The 19,881-nt window shown below is 40.5% G+C and carries 23 protein-coding genes; 2 read left to right on the forward strand and 21 right to left on the reverse strand.

The features are described 5' to 3' along the window. Positions 1 to 132: 132 nt before the first annotated feature. From U3A58_RS06530 to U3A58_RS06600, 15 genes are all read right to left on the reverse strand, one after another. Positions 133 to 993 (reverse strand): SDR family oxidoreductase, encoded by an 861-nt coding sequence (locus U3A58_RS06530; protein ID WP_323822596.1) that lies wholly within the window; start codon positions 991 to 993, stop codon positions 133 to 135. 182 nt (positions 994 to 1,175) lie between these two features. Then, on the reverse strand, positions 1,176 to 3,593 hold the full coding sequence (locus U3A58_RS06535) for a TonB-dependent receptor family protein (RefSeq protein ID WP_323822597.1): 2,418 nt from the start codon (positions 3,591 to 3,593) through the stop codon (positions 1,176 to 1,178). A gap of 157 nt (positions 3,594 to 3,750) precedes the next feature. Next, positions 3,751 to 4,269: a nuclear transport factor 2 family protein gene (locus U3A58_RS06540; protein WP_323822598.1), complete on the reverse strand. Its 519-nt coding sequence runs from the start codon at positions 4,267 to 4,269 to the stop codon at positions 3,751 to 3,753. A 188-nt stretch (positions 4,270 to 4,457) separates the two neighbouring features. Then, positions 4,458 to 5,789, reverse strand: a complete 1,332-nt coding sequence (locus tag U3A58_RS06545; RefSeq protein WP_323822599.1) for a DUF418 domain-containing protein — start codon at positions 5,787 to 5,789, stop codon at positions 4,458 to 4,460. Between the two features lie 462 nt (positions 5,790 to 6,251). Next, a complete protein-coding gene (locus tag U3A58_RS06550) occupies positions 6,252 to 6,470 on the reverse strand; it encodes a hypothetical protein (protein ID WP_323822600.1) in 219 nt (72 codons plus the stop codon). Between the two features lie 345 nt (positions 6,471 to 6,815). Continuing rightward, a complete protein-coding gene (locus U3A58_RS06555; protein WP_323822601.1) occupies positions 6,816 to 7,532 on the reverse strand; it encodes a hypothetical protein in 717 nt (238 codons plus the stop codon). Positions 7,533 to 7,544: 12 nt separating this feature from the next. After that, positions 7,545 to 8,570, reverse strand: coding sequence for an alpha/beta hydrolase (locus U3A58_RS06560; RefSeq protein ID WP_323822602.1), 1,026 nt, complete (start codon positions 8,568 to 8,570; stop codon positions 7,545 to 7,547). 70 nt (positions 8,571 to 8,640) lie between these two features. Beyond that, entirely contained in the window at positions 8,641 to 8,859 is a 219-nt protein-coding gene (locus tag U3A58_RS06565; protein ID WP_323822603.1) for a hypothetical protein, read from the reverse strand. Then, entirely contained in the window at positions 8,846 to 9,124 is a 279-nt protein-coding gene (locus tag U3A58_RS06570; RefSeq protein WP_323822604.1) for a hypothetical protein, read from the reverse strand. The genes U3A58_RS06565 and U3A58_RS06570 overlap by 14 nt, the downstream gene beginning before the upstream one ends. Positions 9,125 to 9,126: 2 nt before the next feature. Next, entirely contained in the window at positions 9,127 to 9,450 is a 324-nt protein-coding gene (locus U3A58_RS06575) for a hypothetical protein (RefSeq protein ID WP_323822605.1), read from the reverse strand. Between the two features lie 208 nt (positions 9,451 to 9,658). After that, complete coding sequence (locus U3A58_RS06580; RefSeq protein WP_323822606.1) at positions 9,659 to 10,549, reverse strand: dioxygenase family protein; 891 nt, start codon at positions 10,547 to 10,549, stop codon at positions 9,659 to 9,661. 452 nt (positions 10,550 to 11,001) lie between these two features. Continuing rightward, positions 11,002 to 11,448: a DUF1572 family protein gene (locus U3A58_RS06585; RefSeq protein WP_323822607.1), complete on the reverse strand. Its 447-nt coding sequence runs from the start codon at positions 11,446 to 11,448 to the stop codon at positions 11,002 to 11,004. Between the two features lie 3 nt (positions 11,449 to 11,451). After that, positions 11,452 to 11,691: an N-acetylmuramidase domain-containing protein gene (locus U3A58_RS06590; RefSeq protein WP_323822608.1), complete on the reverse strand. Its 240-nt coding sequence runs from the start codon at positions 11,689 to 11,691 to the stop codon at positions 11,452 to 11,454. After that, complete coding sequence (locus U3A58_RS06595; protein ID WP_323822609.1) at positions 11,688 to 11,840, reverse strand: hypothetical protein; 153 nt, start codon at positions 11,838 to 11,840, stop codon at positions 11,688 to 11,690. The genes U3A58_RS06590 and U3A58_RS06595 overlap by 4 nt, the downstream gene beginning before the upstream one ends. A 210-nt stretch (positions 11,841 to 12,050) precedes the next feature. After that, positions 12,051 to 13,445 (reverse strand): DEAD/DEAH box helicase, encoded by a 1,395-nt coding sequence (locus tag U3A58_RS06600; RefSeq protein WP_323822610.1) that lies wholly within the window; start codon positions 13,443 to 13,445, stop codon positions 12,051 to 12,053. Positions 13,446 to 13,772: 327 nt separating this feature from the next. Here U3A58_RS06600 and U3A58_RS06605 point away from each other — a divergent pair, with 327 nt between their 5' ends. Continuing rightward, complete coding sequence (locus U3A58_RS06605; protein ID WP_323822611.1) at positions 13,773 to 14,264, forward strand: GyrI-like domain-containing protein; 492 nt, start codon at positions 13,773 to 13,775, stop codon at positions 14,262 to 14,264. Further along, positions 14,257 to 15,648 carry a carboxylesterase family protein gene (locus U3A58_RS06610; protein WP_323822612.1) on the forward strand — a complete coding sequence of 464 codons (1,392 nt, stop codon included), beginning with the start codon at positions 14,257 to 14,259 and terminating at the stop codon, positions 15,646 to 15,648. The genes U3A58_RS06605 and U3A58_RS06610 overlap by 8 nt, the downstream gene beginning before the upstream one ends. A gap of 77 nt (positions 15,649 to 15,725) precedes the next feature. On the opposite strand, the gene U3A58_RS06615 is transcribed toward U3A58_RS06610, so the two are convergent. From U3A58_RS06615 to U3A58_RS06640, 6 genes are all read right to left on the reverse strand, one after another. Next, positions 15,726 to 16,067 carry a hypothetical protein gene (locus U3A58_RS06615; RefSeq protein ID WP_323822613.1) on the reverse strand — a complete coding sequence of 114 codons (342 nt, stop codon included), beginning with the start codon at positions 16,065 to 16,067 and terminating at the stop codon, positions 15,726 to 15,728. Positions 16,068 to 16,126: 59 nt separating this feature from the next. Beyond that, positions 16,127 to 17,794 (reverse strand): DUF6909 family protein, encoded by a 1,668-nt coding sequence (locus U3A58_RS06620; protein ID WP_323822614.1) that lies wholly within the window; start codon positions 17,792 to 17,794, stop codon positions 16,127 to 16,129. 310 nt (positions 17,795 to 18,104) lie between these two features. After that, positions 18,105 to 18,248: a hypothetical protein gene (locus tag U3A58_RS06625; protein ID WP_323822615.1), complete on the reverse strand. Its 144-nt coding sequence runs from the start codon at positions 18,246 to 18,248 to the stop codon at positions 18,105 to 18,107. A gap of 38 nt (positions 18,249 to 18,286) precedes the next feature. Continuing rightward, the gene (gene msrA / locus U3A58_RS06630) at positions 18,287 to 18,865 is read right to left on the reverse strand and encodes a peptide-methionine (S)-S-oxide reductase MsrA (RefSeq protein WP_323822616.1); all 579 of its coding nucleotides are present in this window, start codon (positions 18,863 to 18,865) and stop codon (positions 18,287 to 18,289) included. Between the two features lie 159 nt (positions 18,866 to 19,024). Further along, positions 19,025 to 19,270, reverse strand: coding sequence for a hypothetical protein (locus U3A58_RS06635; RefSeq protein WP_323822617.1), 246 nt, complete (start codon positions 19,268 to 19,270; stop codon positions 19,025 to 19,027). Between the two features lie 9 nt (positions 19,271 to 19,279). Continuing rightward, positions 19,280 to 19,822, reverse strand: coding sequence for a class I SAM-dependent methyltransferase (locus U3A58_RS06640; protein ID WP_323822618.1), 543 nt, complete (start codon positions 19,820 to 19,822; stop codon positions 19,280 to 19,282). Between the last annotated feature and the right edge of the window lie 59 nt (positions 19,823 to 19,881).

Below are 19,881 nucleotides of genomic sequence, written 5' to 3' on the forward strand. Positions count from 1 at the left end.
TTATCTAAATTTTTGAGCTTACTCTGGTCGGTTTTCAGCTTCCCCGATATTTTTTTTAAGGTTTTTCTATAAAAAAGAAATGCTATTAGTTCTACTCAGGTATATTTTCAGGAACAGGAATTCCTTCAAAAATCAATCTCGCCTAGCCATCAATCCAAAGGTTTCCTCTACAGCAGTGTACCAATCTTCATCGCTGACAGAATTCCAATTAATCCATTCCTCATCGGTCATGGAATTGCGCCATTGAATGAATGCTAAAGCATCAGGCTCAACAGCATGCCGAAGGATCCAAGAATCTCCAGACGCAAAGTCCACCGCTTGATCAGCGACTAAAGAGGCAGGGTTTGGATTCTTCAAGGAAGCGAAGAAAAGATCCGCCATTCGTTTGGAGCTTGGATAGATAGAGGTGTGCTCTTGCTCTATCTCATGGGCCATATCAGTATCAATGATACCTGGTTCGATTATTCCTACACGGATATTAAAGGGCTTGACTTCTTGAGCTAATGCTTCACTCACTGCTTCCAGGGCAAACTTACTTGCCGGATAGCATCCTAAAGGAGACGGAGTCAATCGACCGGAGATGGAAGTAATATTAATAATGCAACCACTTTTTCGCGTTCTCATTGAAGGAATGACTGCTTGTAAACATCTGACAGCTCCAAAAAAATTGGTCTCCATCACCCCCTTAAAATCCGAAATAGACATTTCTTCAATAGATCCATTTAAGGCAATTCCTGCATTATTGACGAGGACATCGACCACTCCATAGTCTTGGATAATCTGCTTGATGCAGGATTTGACAGACTCGTCTGAGTTGACATCCATCGCATGAATAGAGATCGGCAAAGCTTCTTCCTGGATTTTTTGCTTAAGTTCAGTGGCTCCATCAGGATTCCTAAGGGCAGCAAACACCTGATATCCTGCTCTTCCAAATGCTAAAGCAGTTTCAAGTCCTATGCCTCTACTGCTTCCGGTAATCAGTACCTTTTTCATTTTGTGGGGTTTAAAAATGAATGAATGTTCTTAGTCTCTAAAAATCGGGCAAACCAAAAGATTTGAACACAAGCTATTCGGATTAGCGTTGATTTGGAATCTGCCTAGGACGAAAAGCTGCTTCTACTTTCCGAAGTCTAGGAATTATTTTCCGAGAGAGGCTGATAGTACCAGCTTTCCTGTCAGTTCGTAACCCTGTTCTGTTCGGCTTGGGATCCTACAGATCTATTTCGGGTTCCTTTGACTTTATTGTTTCCAAACTTATAGGTATAGGTCGCCATGAACACCCGCTTTTCAAATTTAATCCTGCCGGAAAAGCCGATTTCAGAACCCTCAAATGATTTCCATCTGAACTGCGTCGTTTCGAAAATATCGTTGCATGAAAATCTTAAAACTCCGGCTTTTTCGAATTCCTTTTGAACTCCCAGATTTACAAATCCACGGGAAAGCCAATTGAAATAGCCGTTAACCACTGGAGATGAATAAAATCCAACCAACTCAATGGTATATTTCTTGGGAAGCTTGAAAGTATTGGTGGAAATGATTTGAATACCCAGTTGATCCACTTCATAAGCTTCCCCGTTCAATACAGAATTGACGTTTTGATAATTCCCGGTAAGATTGTTTTGCATTTCCCACCAGGATGTCACCTGCCAAGGGAAAGCGACCACCATGGATATTGTTTGTCTTTGGTCGATATTATCTGTTTTTAAGAAAAGGGTATTGGTCTCTTCATCCAGGGTAGGCTGAAATCGCATTATCACGTTTTTGTCTATACTATACTGTACAGAGAAGATCCAACTTTTGTAAGAGTAATCAGTTTTGATGTTGTTCGTATAGGTAGGCAGGATGTTTTCATTACCAGTAAAAAATGTAAAAGGATCAAAAAAAATTGCATAAGGAGCCATTTCATTGAAAGTTGGGCGAGTAATCCTTCGCCCATAAGAAAGTTGGACAAGGTTATCAGAATTGATTTTTCGAGATACAAATACTGTTGGAAAGAAATCACCGTATTGACGGTCAACGATTTCCTCACCTTTGACCGAGGTCAGATTGGTTTTCGTATTCTCGTACCTCACGCCGGCATTTAGGGTCGTCTTCTCATCGAAAACAATTTTTGCTGTGGAGAAAGCTGCCAAAATATCCTCCTTTAGCAAGGCATCGCTGCTGTAGTAGGGGTAGACTATCCAGTCCGAGTCCAGCTGTTCTTCATAAACGACTTGGTTGGTTAAGTTGGAAAAGGTGCCTTTTATTCCCGAATCTACCGTTAAAGACTTTCCTATTTTCATGGAATGGTTCAGATCAGCAACCCAAATGTCAATATGAGTTTCTTTTGATATTCTTATTTCTTCTGACCTGAGAAAATCGTTGGTTTCTGAAAAATATTCAGTGGTATACCAGGTTGGGTATGAGTTTTTATATGTTAGATAATCTAAATTGAAATTGATGACTTGTCCGTTTTTGAATGTGTGCTGGAGATTGATATTTCCCATAATATGGCTCCAGTAATTTTCTTCTTTGGTTGTCATGGTGGCAATGGTATCAGGCGAGATAGAATAGATGGATTCAGTATCAGTTCCTGCTGTCAGATCCCACCGATTTTCGTAGCCACTGACTAAAGCGCTTAGGATGGTATTTTTTCCCAGGTTATAGTCAAATCCCGCTTGATAATTAAAGGCTTTTCGGGACATGACTCGATCTAACACCGAACTGATACCAATGTCCTGTATCCCGTCATTGTTGGTTCTTTGACTTTCATAAATCTGGACTTGATCCACATAGGTCGAAGATAAAAGCCCAAACCAGCTGAATTTTGATCCCTGATGATTGAGATTGAAACTCAAATTACCATTATACCCTGTGCCATAACCCTGGCCGATTGTCAGGGAACCATTGGTGCCTATCATGCTATTATCCCTTTTCATTACCACATTGATAAATCCTGCGTCGCCGTCTGCATCATAATTGGCAGGAGGCACAGTCATGATTTCGATCTTTTCCACATCACTGGAATTCAAGCCTGCCAGCATCTGATACGCAGCATCTATTGGCATTCTGAATCTTTTTCCGTTCATCAAGATCACCACCCCATTTTTACCCGAAAGAGACAGTGAATTATTTTGCCTGTTGACCATTACCCCCGGAGATTTTTCCAAAACATCGATTACCGATAAACCGGCTGACGTTACGCTGTTGGATACGTTGACAACCATTTTCCCCATTTCCAATTCGAAAAGAGGCTTTGTGGCATTTACGGTCACTTCATCCAGATTTTTAGCTTCTTCAATTAAAGTGATTGCATCCAAACCAATGGTTTCTGTTCCCAAAAAACTAAAAAAAGGAGTATAGGATTTGGCATAACCCAAGAAAAAAGTTTCAACAAAGTATTCCCCTTTTGGAATTTCCGCAAAAACAAAGTTCCCGGATTCATCGGAAATAGCTCCTTTTATCAGTACCGAATCAGTCGGGCTTCTGAGAAGTACATTGGCATAAGATATTCCCTTGGCCTGATTATCGTGGACTTTTCCTTGAATCAATCCTTGAGGAAAAACATGAGCAACTGACAGAAAAAAAAGACATAGTAAAAAGAAAATTCTCATGATTATCTATTTGATATTAATTATTGATGAGGATTAAATGAATGCAATAAACTAGAAAGTAGGCCAGCTTTTATAGTGTAAGTGTGATTGAAAAAATTCCTTTGGCGATCTCAAGACCACCAAAGGAGCTAAGCTTTTTTTAAGACTTTTGACTAGTTTAATTAGCAGGAGGGGTCACCTTAAATCCCTGCGTTTCCAGAATACTGAGCATATCATACCAGTATCTTATAAAAGTAATTTTACCATTCTCAATTTGTGAGGCTGTGTGATATGGCACCACTATCTTCTTCCCACTTGCCTTATCTGTAAGTGTGTTTGTTCCCCATGCTAAAACCCATTCCCCCTCATTCCAGTTGTTACTTACTTTGACAGGCAGATAAAGCTCTTGCGAAAGGTTATGCTTGTAAGTATTGGTGCTATTGGTATAATATTCTTTGTGCTGGGCAACTGTAAGTGAGTCCAAGCCTCCGCCCAAACCATAGATCATTGTACCTGGGGCGAACTGAGCATTCATCGTAGCCACATCTCCGGCCTGAAGCGCTTTGGTGTAGGCTTGAACCACCTCCATTGCTTTAGCTGCATTCTGGAATTCCAGAGTCACTTCCTGAGCTATTGAAACAAGGGTCGTCAGCAACAGCAGGAATACAGATGCTAAGATTGTTTTGAAATTTTTCATGATAATTGGATTTGATTATTTAGTAATAGGAAAAGTTTATTTAATATTTTAAAAATCTACAGATTACCAGTGATTAGAAAGGAGCATAGGACGAACTGGGGGTTCTAATGTCCGAAGTCCAGGAGATTCTTTTCAAGAAATAGTAGTAAGAACTACTTCTGAAAGTGGATAAATGCCTGTATGAATGATTACAAGTACGAGGTTGAGACTGGTGCCGATGATTCCTTCCTGATCGGATGGATTTTCTGATAGCTCAGGTTTCTCCAAAGCCATTCCATCGGACCGTAGTGAAAATAAGTGAGCCAAATCGGGCTTAGGATCAGCTGGAAAATCCAGATCGAAAACACTACATAAAGGAGTTCATAGCGCTGCAACTTTCCGAAAAGTCCAAATCCAACTCCGGTAAAGACAACCATGCAAATGACAGAGTGCATGATGTAATTGGTCAGAGCCATTTTTCCGACTGCGGAAATGCTGCTTTTCAACCAAATCAAAAAGTTTGACTTGCACAATAGCATAATCAACCCAATATGACCCATACAGGTAGCGATTCTTCCTACATCGTAGGTCAAATTGGATTTAGCTATTGCCACGGAAGAGAACTGACCAGCCAAAACAGTTTGGAGTTCGTAATAATTAACTGAAAGTCCTATCAGGTATCCTCCTGCAGCCATGATAGCATAGAAACTCATAGATTTTTCGGCTGAAAGTACATTCCATTTAAACAGAGCAATCCCAATAAGCATCATACTGAGAATATCCCAGAGACCGTATCGGTAGGACATAAATTGATCGTAATGAGAATTGATAGGTGCCAAAAATGCAAGCACATCAAAATAGCCTTTCCGCATCGATGTGTTGTATTCTGCTATGAATTCGGGAGATCGTTCTTCCTGCATCTTTACCCATTGGGTTTGGGATTCTTTAAGCTCTTTGGTTAGCTCTTTATTTTCCGCTTTGTAAGTATCAATGAGGGCAACATCAGCTACAAGTTTTTCACTTTTTCGAAAATCCGAATAGTTCCAAACCATACCTCCTAAAACCAAAATTGTTGCTGCTGTGATCAATTTCTTTGGAGCCATATTTCTAAATGAGTACACCAAGAAACCCATCAGCGCATAATCGTATAGAATTTCTCCTGTCCAAAGCAGCAGATATCCGTGGATCAATCCAAAAACAAGCAGCCAGGTAAGCCTGCGAAAGAATATATCTGCGGCTTTGATGCCTGCTCCCCTCTTACTTAACCGATCCAGAAAAATGAACATTCCCACTCCAAAAAGGAGTGAAAATAACCCTCGCATAGTACCTTCAAAAAACATGTTGGTAGCAATCCAGGAATATAGATTCCATCCTGCAAATCCACCTGCTACGGTGGGGTCATTATAAGAATTTGCCAGCCCGAAAGCGTTGATATTCATTAATAGAATTCCAAAAAGAACAATCCCGCGCATGACGTCTAGGGATTGGATTCGCTCTGATTCTGCCAGTGGAGTGAGCTCAAGAGAGGGGGTTTGGGTCATAGTTGTGAGGTGTTTAATTGAATGATGATTTTGAAAAAGAAGCAGGGTTGAAAAAATTCTGCTTGTGTTAAACTAACCTGATTTCTATTCAATAGAATCTTGGTTAGGACGAAGGCATGTTTTTATTTCCCTGCTCGAATGGAAAATTTTCCGAGGATGAGGATTAAACCTAGAACGCAGTCCCCCCTATTCAGAGAAGGCAAATTCAATCCTTATACCCTCTTCGATGAAAACACCAGCCTGCCGTATGTTATCAGCTTAACTTCATGTCCTCGACCTTGACTCAATTTGAACTGATAATTCTAGAAAAAATCGATTTCCCTATGGATAGATTAAAAAATGCTTTCACCACTTCCTTTTTATGTATTGGCTTTTTTTACAATGCTGATTCTGAATCTATATTTCTTGTGTCTTTGACTGACCAGAGATGGGCATAAAATCCCTTTTTGCCTCCCTCTGCGATCACCAGAGCGGAAGAGCCATATAAAAACTGCTTTCCTGGGCCCGATTTGCGCACTCTTCTTTCCAGGTATTGACCTGCAGAGCGAGCATGACCCCGATGACTACAAGAATTATTTCACCTATGGCATAAGCTAAGTATTGGGTAATTCTATTTCCTGCCTTGTCGTCAGGCAGGTGAGCGAGGAGTTTTTGACGGATTTTTCGGAAGAGATCCATCATTGGTTTGAAGGCAATTATTGTTATTGTGGTAATTGTCCCCTAGGGACAAAACATGGGTAGATAAAAATGTAAATAATTTGACGAGCGTGCCATAGGTACGCGATTTGATTTGTGTCTTCCGTAGGGGTTCCAACATATCCCGTACCAAAAGGCACGGCGGTGTCTTGGTTATTTGTTTGTTCTACCCATATCAAGTGGCTAAAGGGACTTATCTTTCCAATCACCACTAGTAGGATTTCGCCAATGGCGTATTTTAAGGCACTGTCTATCTTGTTTTGTTAAAGTAGTTTTGACGGATTTTTTGGAAAAGTGAGATCATATTATTTAAGTTGGTTGGCATACTGTTCATCGATCCAGTCTGTTAATTTCTATATCCAAATCACGAATCATGGATTCTACCGAGTTTTTTAGAGTTTCATAAAAGTAACTTTGATAGGATCGGGTTCTATTTTGCTGGGTTTTGATGAAGTAAAGGTATTCTTGGTCTTTTTTGAGTGATTCAAAATCTAAGGGAACCATCTTTCCTGCAAAGGATCCATCATAATTAAATCCTGATTCAAACCGACCCGACAGAATATGCCTCATCCCATACTGTACTTCGGCCAACTCCTCTGCCTCTGCCTGAAGGAATAAATCATACTGAGAATCATAAAGTGAAATCAACTTGGTCCGTAGGTGCGCATTGGAAATGATGTCCAATCCTTTGGATTTAGCTGTTTCGAAAGAACTAGTCGAGTGCACAAAATGCATGGGGAGCAAGGTGTGATTGAAATGCCAACTCAAGGAATCATGGTAAGGTCCGTCATTTTCAAATACTTCGAGGATCAGGTCAAATGCTACCTGGCTTTTTCTCAAATCCTCCATATTAATATTAATATCCTTCAGATCGGCGATCAGTTCTGTTCTGCACCCTTTCAGTATTTCGAGCTCCGTCCTTTTTCGGGCTCTATTTTCTCCATAATTCGCCAATTCAAAGGCCCCATAGATACCGATGATCAGCACAAGGATTTCTAGGAAGTATTCCGGCCATTTTTCATTTAGGGTGGTTAGGATTCGTTTCATTGAAATTCTCATTTAATGATTATTGGCTGTGCGGTGTATGCGGCACTCAGAAATTTCCAAATTCCGTTTTCCTTCTCTAAAGCTTGCCCCTCCAATTGTCGCCTTTGGTAAAAATATAGGTTCAGTGGCATCTACATCCCCGTTTCCAATGGCAATTAAAAAGCTATTTACCAATTTCTTAACAGCGGTCTCATCAGTATCGATCGCAAGTCTTGTTTCCTCAGATTCATAAATGAATTTGATTCCATCGTAAAATCCCGGAAATGGCACATGACCGTAATCGGCATAAGTGACATACTTGTAGGAAATCCTTTCACCTAATCGGGTTTTGATTAATTCTGAAAAGTCCGCTAATTGCTTATGGATAACCCGATCGGAGTCATAGGGGTCGTTCAGGGAATTGGCCATAAAGATTTTTCTGCCATCAAAATCTGCAAGTTTTTGAAAAGCTTTTTCGCTCAAGTCCAGAAAATAATTGTTGCTTTCTTTAAACCAACCTGCGCTGTGTCCGATGTATGCATCAAATACGGTTGGTTTGGTAAGCAAGGCATACAGTGTAAAAAGGCCGCTTAGAGATTGACCTTTCAGGATTCTTTGCCCGTCGGTACGGTAGGTTTCTTCGATGGAAGGAATCAGTTCCTTTTCGATAAAGGATAGAAAATCTTCTGCCCTGGGAGGTCCGGGATAGCCTTCGGCTTGGACCGGCATCATATCCCTATTGCGGTCTGTATTCTCAATAGCCACGATGATCATTTCCGGGGCCAACTCTCTTCCTTGCAACCTTCTGAGATCAGCGATGGCGTTAAATAGTCCATATTCCGAACCATCGAGCAGGTACAAAACCGGATAGGATGAAGCGGAAGTTAGATAGCTATCCGGTAGATGAATCAAAAAGGGCCTGTTTTCCTGGAGGATTTCTGATTGGATGCTTTCATGGACTCCGATTTGGATGGAAACATCCTGCGCAAAGATGGCACCTGACCTACTCAAACCTAACAGGATCAATTGGGAAATTAAATTTCTATAAGTCTTTTTCATTACAAGTAATGTTGCTTTTATACATATTATTAAATTTTCTATCTACCCTTTTCCAAATAGCTTGTGATGCTTAATTCAATCTGTATTTACCTCCTATCTCTTTGATCAGGTCTTCGCCTAGTAGCAGTTGCGCCTTATACTCCTGAAGCGAACGCCCTGTCATAGTCCGGACCGTCACCACCTTATTGATAAATAAGTCCAAGGTATCTTGGTCCCGGATTTTGATGTACGTCTCTTTGGTAATGGGCTTATTGAATCGCAACTCACCTGTCACCTCAAAATTGATCAATGAGGCTGCAATCGGTACCAGTTCCCATTCTCCCTTTTCTATCCTGTTCCAAATCTTCCAACATGGATTTCGCAAGGACTTCAGCGTTTTTGTTTTCAACGTAGGCCTCCCGCTGATTTTCTACAAAAAATCCAAGGACAACTGCCAAAAACAGCATCAGGAATTCTTTGAAATAGGATGTCCAATTTCTCTTTTTAGAGACAATTGGCCCATTTGGATTGTGTTCTTCAAAAGTCTGATCTTGGTTTATCTGTGGTTTTTCCATGGTCAGTTCAGTTTATATTTTGAATGAATCAGGCCCAATAAGCGAGCTGCATCAGATTTTAAGGATTCCGCTCGAAGGCTATTGCCTTTGGTCATTTTGGATAGGTAGTGGATCTGAAATGCTGTCTCATTGATAACAGAAAAATCATCTGTGATCAATTGGGGATTGGTGGTCGGCATGATAAATTTCATTTCTGAATCCATTGTCGCATTCAGTTCGGAAGAATGAAAAACCTTCCCTCCCAGTTCCCGGAAGGTGGATTTGGTTCTGTTGTCATTGTCGTCCCATTCCTCTAATAGGCATTCTCCCAAACCAATACTTAGCAAAGAAAGCCTGAGAATCTGGTTTTTTCCTGAGCAAAGGCAAGGTGCCGGGAGAAAAAGATGAAAAATAAAAGTAGAAGGATTCTGGCTTTCATGTGTTTATAGTTTGTTTTTTAAAGGCCACACCAGCCTTCCAGCAGGCAGGTGATATCTCGCATTACGGATAATCATCCCACTGTGTGACGCTTGAGTCATGCTCGATTTCAGGCGATTAGATTTTTTTAATGTAAACGTGGGTTGCCTTGCCAAGATCCACATATTGAAAGGAATGGGTCAATCTGATTGAACCTGAAGGAATGATTTCAAATTCCAGTTTGTCAAAACTTCCTTCCGGGTTGCTGGGATATACAAATAGGTTATTGCCAGCGTATTCGTATCCTTCCCCAAACACCTCATTTTTCACCCAAAGAGCGTTTTTGTTTTTGAATAGTATAAGTGTTTTTTGAGGGTCATTTTCATCGATATAGGTTCCGATAAGCTTATCAATGGAGGCCGTTTCAATTGCCAAAGTTTGAGCCATTCCTACGTCAAAAATAACCTTGATCGTCCCATTTGGATTGTCCTGTACATCCAAAATCCTCCCCTTGGCCTTAGATGCCCATGGGTCTTTTTCTATATTTTTGTCTCCTGTGAAATACAGTTGGGTGACTAAAGGCTGATATCCTTCTGCTGTTACCATCATGTGGTAATGGGCAGGCCGGATCAATCCTCCTCCTGCATCATAAGGAACGGGAAGTATGGTTTGGAAAGCATAATTCCCTTCAGCATCTGTTATGACAGTGCCACGATATTTGAATTCATCCGTGGAATTATCATAGACTCCTTCTGCGTCGCAATGCCAGAGTTCGACTTTTGCGTTTTGGTAAGGGGTGGTACAGTCTTGATGAAGGATTTTTCCGCTGAGATCTACATTTTTACCTTTTTCACCAGGTCGGCGGAAGTTAGTTCTAACCGGACTTGCAGGCCTGTAAAAAGGACCTAAAATATCTGATGTAGTAGCACAGTCAGCTACATACTTTTCTCCGTCATATCGGATAAATCCGAAAGCACTTATCGCTGTCACGCTGAGTACGGAGATCCTAACAAAGTGTCTTCTTTTCATGTGTTTATAATTTGTTTTTCAATGGTCATAACCTATCCCGTGACGAAGGAAACGGGATAGCCTGTCCCGTCCGCCGCGGCGGATCGGGAGAATCTCGCATTAGGGATAATCATCCCTCTGTGTGACGTCTGCGTCATGCTCGATTTCATAATTGGTTCGATTTAGAGGCAACCCCTCTGAGCGGATGTCATTCACCAGTGAAGAATATCAGCTTGAAGAGAACGCTGTTGGTAAGAATTTAAAAGTAATTTTGTTTGGTAATCAATAAGTTACCACTAAATCTGAATTCTGCAAAAAAGGTACAGAAAGGAAAATTTATTGAAGGTTATTCTGTCTTAAATAGGGGGATTTGTCAAGCTTGATAAGTTTAAATAATTAATGTGATCCGTGAATTGAAAATAGGCTTGAGTCCAAATTCATGGATACTTTTTTGTCTTGTACATCGTATGTCTTTATTTATCAAGAAGCCTTCGGTGGTAATTTATTTGGCCTAAATGGTAATTAAAATGACCATAAAGATGGATTAAAAAATAACTGTGAGACATTTTTGATCCAAACACTTCCAAAGGATAGTCTTTCTCAAGCATTTCTTCATCCAACCCTTCCAGACTGGCAGTCACTAGACCTTGCAATTTCTCCACCATACCTGCCAATTCAGATATGGGAACGTACTTGCAGGAAAACTCAAATTCTCTATCTCGGACGTAGTCGAACCCCCCCATTTCTTTACCTACAAAGTGAGACATATTCCCCACCAAATGCAGGCAAAGGTTGCCAGCTGAATTTGTGATATTGTGCTCTACTTTCCATAAATTTTCCTCGTTGGAATAGGAGTGTATTTCCAGTTTCAGTCGCTCAATATCCCGCTCAAAAAGTCTAATCAATTCCTCAAGTACCATAACTTATCTTTGGGTTGAAAATTTCACATAGGCCTTAGCCATCTTTACATCATACTTATTCTGAGCATATCCCGAAGCATTATAGCACTCAGCGTATTTTGCCCAGTTTTTACGCTGCAAGTGAGCCAAACAGCCATTATTTAGGATATAGCGGCCAAATACATCCGCTGGTTTTGTTTTGTCAAATAGTAAAGTCCACATTTTGATCCCTACCTCACCATCTACTTCCAACTGATTTTTCATCTGATTATAATTTGTTTTTCAATGGTCATAACCTGTCCCGTGACGAAGGAAACGGGATAGCCTGTCCCGTCCGCCGCGGCGGATCGGGAGAATCTCGCATTAGGGATAATCATCCCAGTATGTGACGCTAAAGTCATGCTCGATTTCATCTGGAAGTCTTTGACAGCGACCTCAATTTCAATTCCAAAATAACTTGATGAGGGATTTCATAACCAATTCCCCCTATAAGCTCCTGTAAAAATGAAACGGATGAGCCCCGAGATCTGCGTCTTATGTATTGCATTGCTTTAAGATTTAAAAATAAAAAGTACCTCAATTTAATTGAAGTACTTCGTAATCGCAATGGAAAATTCTGTCAATTAATTAGGATCGATGACATTTTTTCTCATTCCAAATTTACCTGGCTTCACTTCCTTTGGATGAGAAGCAATCTTTGATAAAGGTGCTTTTTCTGCTTCAGAAGGTTTGGCTTGAGTTTCTTTATGATTTTCTATTCCGGAGGTTTCTCGTCTTGGAAAAGACTTTCTATTTCCCGAGGCACTAGGTTTTTTGTTTTTATTGAAGCCAGATTTCTTCTTTGAACCATAGTCAGATTTGCTTTTCTCTGCAGTCCCTGTATAGCTAGGACCGGCTTCAAACCCTTCAGGTAGCGGATTTTGGATAATCTTCATCCCAATCAGTTTTTCTATATTATCAAACTTATACTGATCCTTAGGGTTCACGAAGGTAATAGCAGCACCTTTTGCATCTGCACGGGCAGTACGTCCTACTCTATGGACATAATCTTCCGGATCAGATGGCGTGTCATAATTGATCACCAATTCGATCCCTACTACATCGATGCCACGGGAAATAATATCTGTGCCTATCAGTATTTTCACTGATTTATTCTTGAAGGCAGACATGATCTTCTCACGCTCCACCTGCTCCAGGTCTGAGTGAAAAGCCTCTATATCGAATTGCTTTCTCAGCACTTTAAAGAGTGATTTCACTTTGTCCTTAGTCGAAGCAAAAATTATCACAGCTTCGTAAGCTTTCTGAGAAAGTATATTTTTGACTAATTCTTCCTTCTGCGTATCGTACACAGAATACATGGCTTGGGTTACTCCTTCGGCCGTCTTTCCCATAGCAATGGATATTTCGGCGGGGTTGTTTAGAAACTTCATGCTAAACTGCCTGATTTTGGTAGGCATGGTAGCGGAGAAAAGAACGGTTTGCCTGTTTTTTGGAAGGTAATTGACGATTTTCAGAATATCATCTGAGAATCCCATATCCATCATTCTATCTGCTTCATCAAGAATCAAATGCTCAAGCGAAGTCAAATCGATTTTGCCGCCTGCAAGAAGTGCGATAAGACGTCCAGGTGTGGCTACGATAATTTCAGCCCCGGTTTCCAGCGCTTTCTTTTGTTGCTCCCATACTATGCCATCTCCTCCTCCATAAATAGGAATAGAGCTTATCCCAAGGAAATATGCAAATCCTTGGATTTGTTGATCGATCTGGATAGCAAGTTCCCGAGTCGGCGCTAGAATAAGTGTATTCAAAGTGCTAGTACCGTTCTTACTTATCTTATTTAAAATCGGAAGTATAAATGCGGCTGTCTTACCTGTTCCCGTCTGGGCACAAGCGATAAGATCCCTATTTTCCATGATGACCGGAATGGCCTTTTCTTGGATTGGAGTTGGTTTTTCAAAACCCATTGCGTCCAGTCCTTCCTGAAGCGAGGTTTCAAAGTTGAATGATGAAAATTCCAAAATGAGTTGAGTGAAGTAAAGTAAAAAACAGGCGATATCTTTTTATTGCCTTGTCAAATATAAGCCCTAATTGTGAAGAATCACAAAAAGACAGGGTTCCCAAGGTACAAAGACTTGTCAGTAATGCCAATAAGCAAATGGATGAAAAGAGTCTAAATACCTTATTTGCAAACTGGAGGAAGATTGGGAAAGTTCATCAGCGACATTTATCTTGTAGAATAGATTTAATTCGCTCCCAGGTTAGCTGTTATATTTTCGGCTCTTTTGAGCATTATTATTTTTATTGAATTCAAAAGATGATGATGATAATTTCTATATGATATCCTAATGAATCCAACCATTAAAACCCTTCCAGAGACAAAGCTAGTGGGTATAAAGAAAAGAATGAGCTTTCTGAACAATCAAGCTGGACAGTTATGGAAAGCATTTATGCCTAGGAAAAAAGAAATTCAATATAGCATTGGGAGTGAGTTGTATTCCGTGGAATTGTATGATTCCCTTTCATATTTTACTTCCTATCAACCTGCTCGTGAATTTGATAAATGGGCGGCTGTGAAAGTTGAAAAACATGAAGACATTCCAGTAGGGATGGAAAATCTCACTATCCCATCTGGACTTTACGCTGTATTTCCATTTAGAGGAATAGCAAGCGAGGCTCCTAAGATGTATCAGTATATTTTTGGAAGCTGGATTCCAAATTCCATTTATGAGTTGGATCACCGACCTCATTTTGCGTTGATGGGTGAAAAGTACAAAAACAATGATGCTAACTCCGAGGAGGAACTCTGGATTCCAATTAAATCCACAAGCAATGAATAGCAGCGATTATAGTTTTGCGGTATTTCTTATGATTCTAGCCTTTATTACAGGACTAATCCAAGGTGTTATCTATATGTTTCTTGGGAATCTAATGTTTTTTCAAGACTTTTTTATTGCTTGGTTTATACTTATAAATGCTATCAATTTCACTTCCATAGCTGTTTTAGGTAAGTATTTCTATTCCAAAAGTTACAGACCTGCTTTACTTACTCTCTTATTTTCTGCTATTGCCACTTTGTTTCAAGTAGTGATACTTTATATGATGATAGTAGAGCGGAAGTTTGATGAATATTATTTTCAGGCTTTGATCTTCTCCTTATTTTCAGGCCTTCTCCTTGGAGGAGTCCTCACTTTTTCAGAATCTTCAAAACGAAAATGGCTTAAAATTACCGGGATTCTTCTACTGGTTTCAAGTGGAATTTTAATGGTAACAGCATATTGGAGCGTTTCTACACGAGATTTTCAGGTTCTTTCCACCTTAGATAAGTCAGCTAAATGGATGTCACTAGGTACAGCTATAATCCCGATCTTTTTGGCACTTAATTTTCAGGATGAACTTAATTCCTATTCTAATGCTAAATCAAAAAGTGCTGGCTATGCTTATGGAATCTTAGGTATTCTATTTATCCTCGCTTTTCTCACTATCAGCATTCCCTTCGCTACCGCCAGTTATTCCCAAGTCTATTGGCAAGGAAAGAATCAAGAAAGGGCAGATCAACTTACAGAGCTTTTTGAAGAAAATACATTTGTAGGAAGTCAAGGAGACAGCCTGCAGTACCTCTTACTCAGGCCAGTTCAATTTGATTCTACAAAAGAATATCCTCTGGTGGTATCACTTCCCTATGCAGGATATCATGCCAGTGCAGCACAGGTTCTTTCAGAAAATGTAAATCGATTAAAGTACCCAGCGTATATTTTTGTGCCCTTTTGTCCTGAAGGAAAAGGCTGGGGCGGTGTTCCAACTACTCCTGTTATTGATGAGTTAGTGTTCGAAGCAATAGAAGCCCTCGACGGACACGAAAACATTGATGTGGATCGAAGATACATTACTGGAATTTCCCGTGGTGGTTATGGCACTTGGCATTTTATCACGGCACGACCCGATTTATTCGCTGCTGCTATTCCTGTTTGTGGTGAAGGTAATACTTCCTTGGCCTCCGAGATTACTCAGGTTGCAGTATGGGCTTTTCATGGGGAAAAAGACAGAAATGTCCCGGTGAGCGGATCTAGCGAAATGATACTCGCAATCGAAGCTGCTGGCGGAAATCCACTATATACGAAATATGACAACGAAGGCCATAACATTTGGCATCTGGTAAGCAATGAGCCCAATTTATGGTCATGGCTATTTGCCCAGCATAAAGGAAAAGTGCCCAACTTGTAGACACTTCAGAATATTCAGAAAGTTACCAGAGTATTATCCGAAAGGCTCCTTCAGAAAAAATCCATTTAACAAACTTTCTAGTTGGGTTCCTGAAATCCCAACGCTATCATCTTGCTTTTTTGATTTATAGGAACAGTCAAATTAATCCGGGTTCCATTTGTGCAAAAACAAGCCTCGCAACTTTGTTGAACACCATCACTAGTAATCGAAATTACTTTGGCTCCTCTTATGTCTTCCCCCTTCAGATAATCCTCAACAGCTTGTTGGGTTTCTTCATCAGAGTCGTTAGAATTTGTATTCCAAGGATCAGTACAGCCCGTTTGATCCCAGTAGAATTCCAAAAAGTTTAATGAATTTTTCTCTTGACAACTTTGGAGAAAAAGGAAAAACAAGAGCGAAATCGTAAAATAATATTTCATAGCAGAGCTTTTTGAAAAGACGATAAAATCAAGTTGAGTGCTACCATCCAGCCTGATTTTTATCCGAATAATTTCTCTAAAATCTTGTATGTAATCAAGTAAGTAGGTCGTACTCCTTCCATTCCCAAAGCTCCGGAAGCTAAGGTACTGCCCGTTTCCAGAGGATTATCTGAGGCGTAGTAAGCGTAAAGCACTTTCACATTTGATCGGATGGATCTACGGATTTTTGAGGCAGATTGAATTGCTTTCTGATAATGGGCTCCTTCCATTTCCAATCCTACCGCATTCCATGATGAATCCATAAAATAAGTAAGTATGTCCTTATTCTGGAGGGACGTTCCCAGAACAGAAATCATGGTTCCAGAATAAACGCCTAACCCAAACCCTTCGAAGTCAGCTTTTTTCAATTCATTTTTGAAGGGATAATTGTCAGCAGTTCCCTCAAATACATGAGCATTTGGGATCATCAGATCTCCTTTGCCTCCGTAGAGAATACCTGCTTTGCCCATGATCGAAGTAGATACCACGTCCAATGGAATAGAGTTGCCTTCCTTTTCATAGGGTTTCAAAAGCTCATCAAAGCATTCGTAAGCTTGTTCTCCAAAGGCATAATCCATGACCACGAATACTGGTCTTTTTTCTGTTTCCTTTGGCAGTTTAACTCCGGGTATCAACTCATCCTTCTCCAAAAGTGCCGTATCTATAATCTGAGCACCTATGTTGGTTCCGGACTTATCAGGGAGATTGATAAAACCGTGTTTGACAGCATACTTGTCAATAGCTGCTCCCTTATTATTTTTTGCTTTTACCGAGATGTCCATCACCACCTCTTCAAGTTCCTCGTAGGTTTTCAGATTAAGGAGCTGTGCACCGTAAATTGTGTTGACAACAGAATGAAGATTGGCAGAAATGATGTGAATGGGACGCTTCAGTAAATCATGCTCATCAAGCGCAACTTTAATTCTGCGAGCCCACATTTCACCATAGACGTGATGGCCGATGCGCTCTCTCAGCGTCGTGGAAAACGATATCTCTCGATCCAAATGCTTGGAGGCTTCATCCTGTGCTAGTCTGCCCATATGATACACGATAGAAAAAAGGCTGTTGGAATTACTGCTTTTTTCAAACTTATCCACTGCCTGAACAGTCTCTTCGTAGGTCCTGCCGATAAGATGACTCAAGTAAGCACTTGCAGCCTCCCTTTCAAACTCCTCACCGGCTGATTCTTTTTGTACAAATTCTTCCAGCATAAGCCAATTGGTAGATATTTTACCTTTTGGATCAGTGCTGTTGTTATAGATCTTGTTGGACTCGATATACAAAAATGTCAAGTGTGTCAAAATATCATAGATATCGGAGCGACCACGGGTCATCTCTACATACATGATATTTTCATCCAGTCTATAGCAATTACGCTTACGCTTGGAAGGAATGATAGCATTTAGCTTGGAAGTCTCATAGCCTTCACGGCTGATCAGACGCACGAAGCGACACTCTTCTATTCCTCGTGGAAGTCGCTCCATCACATAAAGTAACCCATCCAACTCGATCTTTTCATTGTCAGTCACCAATCCGTAGATCTCCGGACTCAATACACGCAAGGCATCTACTAGACTTTCACCTGAAACTCCCATTGGTTTGTAGCTACCTCGGGTAAAAAGGTGCCGCATCGTGATGTACAATCGCTCGATAGCGGCTCTGGATTCGTGTGCTCGGGTTCTTTTCATGTGTTTATAATTTAGATTTCTTAGTTAAACGCCTGCGGAATTCGAAAAAACACCTGAAGGATTTAATAATCGTTCTCTTAAGTATCGCTTGAGTCATGTTCAATTTCTTTGGTTCTTTTGCCTTGACGCAAAAGAACCAAAAAGTCAAGACGCCAGCAAAGCTCCACCCCGCAGACCAGCCGCCTGGCTCGCTGCTGCGACAGCCTTACGCGCCCTAAGAACAAGCATATCTGCTGTTGCGGTGTATGCTGGGATATAATCATCCCCCTGTGTGTCCCCGTAGGTACGGGATCATGGGTATTTCATCTGATTATAATTGTTTTTTAAAGGTCATACCCTGTCCCGTGACGAAGGAAACGGGATAGCCTGTCCCGTCCGCCGCGGCGGATCGGGAGAATCTCGCATAGAGAATAATCAACTCTCTGTGTGTCGCCTTCGACAAGCTCGACTTCATAAGTGCAAATGGGTTTTGCAAGGCAAAAATAGCAAATACTATTTTAAACGCTCCGCAAAGAATTTCTTCAGCTTGTCCACTTTTGGCTTGATCACAAACTGGCAATAGGGTTGCGTATCATTCTGATTATAGTAATCTTGATGATAGTTTTCTGCCGGGTAAAAATTAGTAAAAGCAGTAATTTCCGTCACTATTGGATCGTCAAACACCTTAGAATCATTTAATTGAATCATAATAGTAGTGGCCAACTTCTTCTGCTCAGGACTGTGAAAGAAAATTGAAGATCGGTATTGTGGTCCTACATCAGCACCCTGTCTGTTTAAGGTAGTGGGGTCATGAGTAGCCCAAAAAACCTCCAGAAGTTCCGACAACTTCAGTATTGAAGGGTCATAGTAAACCTGAATCACCTCTGCATGACCTGTCGTTCCAGAACAAATAGCTCCATAGGCAGGGTTTGCAATAAATCCTCCGGAATAACCTGAAATGACCTTTTCCACGCCTTGAAGGCGCTGAAAAATGGCCTCAATACACCAAAAGCAACCTGCTCCAAGTGTGATCAAATTTAACCCTTCTGGAATCTGCACTTCAGTGGTGGGTAGTTTTATTTCGTTAGCCATAGCTCAGTTTTCATATGTTTATAATTTTTTCTTTACGGCCATAACCTGTCCCGTGACGAAGGAAACGGGATGGAATCTCGCATCCATTATAATCATCCCAGTGTGTGACTTTCTAGTCATGCTCGATTTCTTGTTTCATTCTCAACTGAAATAAATCTACTAAAGTTTGATTGGAGATGATATTATCAAGGGAATAGACCGAATCGTATCATAATCAATAGGCAGCTCTGAGGAACTTAAATTTATAAGACCTTCATGATAGAGTTCAATTGCAACCGTATTTACTTCTTCGAGAAATAGATCCCAATCCTGAGGAAACATCAGCTGAACAATTTCGCATGTGGTAAAAAACTCGCCTTTTTCCCGATTTAACCTGTCTAATATGGCTGTTCGTAGCACTTCCATAGCAAAGATTTATCTACATACCATCACAAATGCCGGAGGGATATTTTTAAGCGTAAAACTGGTGTTGACCCTTACGAAGTGTTTTTTGAACAGATTCTTCAGCAAATAAGAATAACAACCTTGAATAAAAAACCCACTTGGAGTAAGAGCAGTTTTGCTCTGAAAAAGAATCTGATCTCTCACTTCTGGAGCAAAAAAACTAAAAGGCAGGCTGGAAAGCACGTAGTCCGCCTTTCTTTCTTCTAAATACGCCCCAATATTTTCAGCTGAATCGTTTATAATTCTCACATTTTTTTGAGGAAATGACTTTTCCATAGATTTGCAGAAAGATTTGCTAATTTCAAAAACCAAAAGCTCAGTATCTGGCTGTAATTTATTTACTATCCCTTTAGTGATACTGCCATCACCACCACCTAATTCAATAATTAATTTGGCATCTTTGAAATCCACATGTGTAAGCATTTTCTTTACCAATGTTTTTGAACTGAAAGCTACAGCTCCAGTTGTGCTCAGATTGGAATACAACTCCAACAACAAATCCGATTTGCTCATATAATATTTAATTCTCTCCTTGAAGATACCTGATTTTGACCTATCTTTTCGGTCTTCAC

Origin of the sequence: Algoriphagus persicinus (assembly GCF_035156415.1) — a bacterium.
Taxonomy (GTDB): domain Bacteria; phylum Bacteroidota; class Bacteroidia; order Cytophagales; family Cyclobacteriaceae; genus Algoriphagus; species Algoriphagus persicinus.